This is a genomic window from Synergistaceae bacterium, from assembly GCA_012728235.1.
Lineage (GTDB): Bacteria > Synergistota > Synergistia > Synergistales > Synergistaceae > JAAYFL01.
In genome coordinates this window covers 1-3,572 of record JAAYFL010000137.1, presented here as the reverse complement: position 1 = coordinate 3,572, position 3,572 = coordinate 1, and the positions used below count along the sequence as shown (strand labels likewise).

Annotated in this window: 5 protein-coding genes; 1 reads left to right on the top strand and 4 read right to left on the bottom strand. The window is 42.6% G+C overall.

Annotation, left to right across the window (positions count from 1 at the left end; all coding sequences use genetic code 11):
- Positions 1-22 precede the first annotated feature (22 nt).
- Entirely contained in the window at positions 23-196 is a 174-nt protein-coding gene (locus GXZ13_07410) for a hypothetical protein (protein ID NLX75630.1), read from the top strand.
- A gap of 105 nt (positions 197-301) precedes the next feature.
- Here the strand turns inward: GXZ13_07410 and GXZ13_07405 are convergent, their stop codons facing one another.
- From GXZ13_07405 to GXZ13_07390, 4 genes are all read right to left on the bottom strand, one after another.
- The gene (locus GXZ13_07405; protein ID NLX75629.1) at positions 302-1,165 is read right to left on the bottom strand and encodes an alpha/beta hydrolase; all 864 of its coding nucleotides are present in this window, start codon (positions 1,163-1,165) and stop codon (positions 302-304) included.
- Complete coding sequence (locus tag GXZ13_07400; protein ID NLX75628.1) at positions 1,143-1,901, bottom strand: 3-hydroxybutyrate dehydrogenase; 759 nt, start codon at positions 1,899-1,901, stop codon at positions 1,143-1,145. Before GXZ13_07400 ends, GXZ13_07405 begins: the two co-directional genes overlap by 23 nt.
- A 16-nt stretch (positions 1,902-1,917) precedes the next feature.
- Positions 1,918-3,072, bottom strand: coding sequence for a DUF401 family protein (locus tag GXZ13_07395; GenBank protein ID NLX75627.1), 1,155 nt, complete (start codon positions 3,070-3,072; stop codon positions 1,918-1,920).
- 100 nt (positions 3,073-3,172) lie between these two features.
- Positions 3,173-3,572: GAF domain-containing protein (locus GXZ13_07390; protein ID NLX75626.1), on the bottom strand; the 400-nt coding region annotated here is incomplete at its 5' end.

Below are 3,572 nucleotides of genomic sequence, written 5' to 3'. Positions count from 1 at the left end.
GCTGGACTGCAGGGGCCTGAATATGGAGCAGGAAGAGCTTAATAATTTCTTCAAAACAAAAGCTAAACTCCTCCTAAACGACGGTGAGATATTTGGCCAAGAAGGCAGGGGCTTTATGAGACTTAACATAGCCACTCCCAGGTATCTGCTAGAAAAAGCCATGAAACAACTGAAAAAAGCAGTGGATGAACTGTAAATCTTTCTAAAGAAAGTTCAACTAATATCCTTACAAAGCTTAAAGGGGATGGCCTAATGCCGTCCCCTTTATTATTTTTTTTCCTAATTTTATCTTTCTTCTAAATTACCAAACTTCTTGGGCAAATTCCCCAAGTTCTTTTACAAACTTATCAGCCCTCTCTATTGCTAGCATATGACTAGCTCCTTCAAACTCAATAATTTTGCATCCTGGTATTCTCTCAGATATATAATCCGCTGTTTCTCTTGAATAGAGGGATTTAAGCTGACCCCTAAAAATTCTAGTAGGCAAATCAATCTTCTTTAAATCCTCCCTATAATCCGCAGTACCCATTGCATGCCATAGCCCAGTAAGGGCTAGGAGACTGGGTTCAGGAATTCCAGAGGCAGCTTGCTGCTCAGCCATCTGTAACATTAGCTCATCTGTCAAATATGGCATAACCTTTTTCATAAAGTCTACTGTGAATAAATCAAAACGACTAAACATCTGGCTAAGATCCCTATCACTTTGTGTCTTTTCATAGCTTCCATCATAGAGCCCAAGTTTCCAATCCCCATCATTCATAAGTTTAGGAGTCATATCAACAATAACAACTCCACTAAGCCTAGCTGTTCCAAACTGCCTTACATAATCAAAGAGTGTCATAGCCCCCATAGACCATCCAACTAAAAGTACATCCTCTAAACTAAGGTACTCTAATAGTTCCTCAAGATCCTGGGCTAGCCTTTCAAGACTATAGCCATAAAGTGGGTGCCCAGAAAAACCATGCCCTCTGTGATCATAGGTAAGTACTCTATAATTCTTAGAAAGCTCCTCCACTACTGGTTTGAAGTTATCACTATTACCAGACCATCCGTGAATGAGGACTATTGTCCTCCCGTCTCCCTTAAGTTCATAGCTCAATTCCACCTTGTCACTAGTTGTAAATATCACTTCATACTCCTTTCTAAGCTGAGGTCCAACCTCCATCTATTGGTAAATTTATTCCTGTTATCTGAGATGCGCTCTCAGAGGATAAAAAAACAATTGCATCTGCTATAACCTGGGGGTCAAGAAGCTTTTTAATAACTGCTTTTTCAAGCATAACCTTCTCCACCACCTCTTCTTCACTTATACCATGAACCAGACTCTGGTCCCTAATCTGTTTTTCTACTAGAGGAGTCTTTACATAGGCTGGGCAGATAGAATTAACTGTAATTCCATAGGGGCCACCTTCAAGGGCTGAAACCTTGGTTAGGCCAGTTAGTCCGTGCTTGGCAGAAACATAGGCACTTTTATACTCCGAGGCCACAATGCCATGGATGGAGTTGAGATGAATAATCCTACCCCACCCTCTCTCTTTCATATAGGGCCAAACATATTTAGTCAGATAGAATGGAGCAGATAACATAAGGCTTATCATAAAGTCCCAGCTTTCCTCTGGGAAATCTTCAATGGGAGAAACCTTCTGGATTCCAGCAATATTAATCAAGATATCCACTCCGCCATATTCCTGGACCGCCTGTTCAACAAGAGCTTTACACTGCTGGGCCTGGGAAAGGTCCACTTTAACAGCTAGGGCTCCAAGGGCCTTGGCCTCTCTTTCAAGGGCCTCCCCATTAATATCTGCCATAACTAGGCTGACCCCCTCCTTAGCCAGGGCCTTACTAGTAGCTAGGCCAATTCCACTAGCCGCTCCAGTAACAATAGCAATTTTTCCTTTCATTTCTACCTCCATTATTCTAACCAAATAAGAAATGTAATAAAAACGAGTAAGTCGAACTAATTAGCACAAAGACCACCACAACTGGCAGGGTCTTTTTTACAAGACTTGTAAAGGGCAACTCATAGGCCTCAGTAATAATACCCAGGCAAACATGGGTGGGAGAAATCTGACTTGAAATATAGGTCATGCTCATAAGAAAGATTATAACTCCTAGGTCGCTTCCAAGGGTTGCCACGCTTACTGGCATCATCATGGCCACCATGGCCTGGCTGCCTGCAAGCAGGGTTCCCAGAAAAAAGATTGCTCCAAATATAACCACAGGAGGAAGGGGCAGACCTGAAAACACCTGGGGCAGCTGGTCAATTACACCAGTAAAGACTAGGAGCTCCTTAAAGACCATAATTGCAAGAGTTGCAGCAATAAGTTTATACTCAAAGGCCGAAACAAACATGGGCCTAAGCTCCTCCCAGCTAAACCTATTAACTAAAATCGAAAGCAGGAGTACAGGTATAACTGCCAGATGGACCTTCATGTTAAAGCTAAGAATAAGGATAATACTAAGGCCTATTGCCCAGAGGCTAATAAAAAGATTCTTAAGCTCTTCTTTTTTATTCACTCCATCTGGTACCTGGGACTTAGGAATCTTTCTCACATAGAAGATATAGCCCAAAAAGAAAAGTACAAAAACCATGGGAAGCATGGCAAGAACAAAGCTAGTCATTGAAATTCCTGACAAGGTCATGGCCAAAATAATTGTCGCATAGGTGGGTAGAAAAATCTCCGAAATATGCCTAAAGTAGGTTGAAACAAAGCATCTTTCTTCAACACTTAGAGAGTCTCCTGCTGCATTATCCACTATGGGTCTGGCAATAAGCACAGCTCCTGCAGATGGCAAAATTCCTATTACAAAGGGAGCCACCATAGCATTTATCCTTCTAGAACCAAAGAGCCTGGTTAGAGAAGTCTCTGCCAGAGCCAGGTGCTCTCTTTTCTCCATCATCCTCTGTAAAAAGGTTATTGAATAAAAGGCTAGGATCAGGTTAATTGTAGTTTGGGAACTAACCCCCTTAATAATTATTCCAAGAGCCGAAGAGGGGCTAAGCCTAAAAAGAAAAAAGCCAAGAAGGCTACTTAAGACCATGGATAAATAAAGGGGTAGACCCCTGCCCATAAGAAAGAGCAAAAACACAAATAAAATGACTAAGAATAATAAGTCCACTTTTCCTCCTAATAAGAAATAATCCCGCTGGGGATTATTAAAATTAAAAAAACTAATCTAGAGCTTCCTCTAAGATTTCTACAAAGCCCTCAAGTGCCTCCTGGTCTTCCTGGGAGAACCTATTTAGAAGGGGGCTATCAAGATCAAGGACTCCAACTACTCGGCCTGCCTTTCTAAGGGGAATTACAAGCTCTGAGCGGGAAGCACTATCGCAGGCTATATGGCCGGGGAAGGCTTCAACATCCTCCACCCTCAGGCTCCTATCCTCCTTCCAGGCACTTCCACAGACTCCCTTCCCGCAAGAAATCCTTGTGCATGCCGGAAGACCCTGAAAACTTCCTAGAACCAGCTGGTCACCCTCTACCCAGTAGAAGCCAGCCCAGTTTAAATCATCAAGGACTGCCATAAGGATGGCTGAGGCGTTGGCCTCCAGCGCTCTAAAATTACTTTCT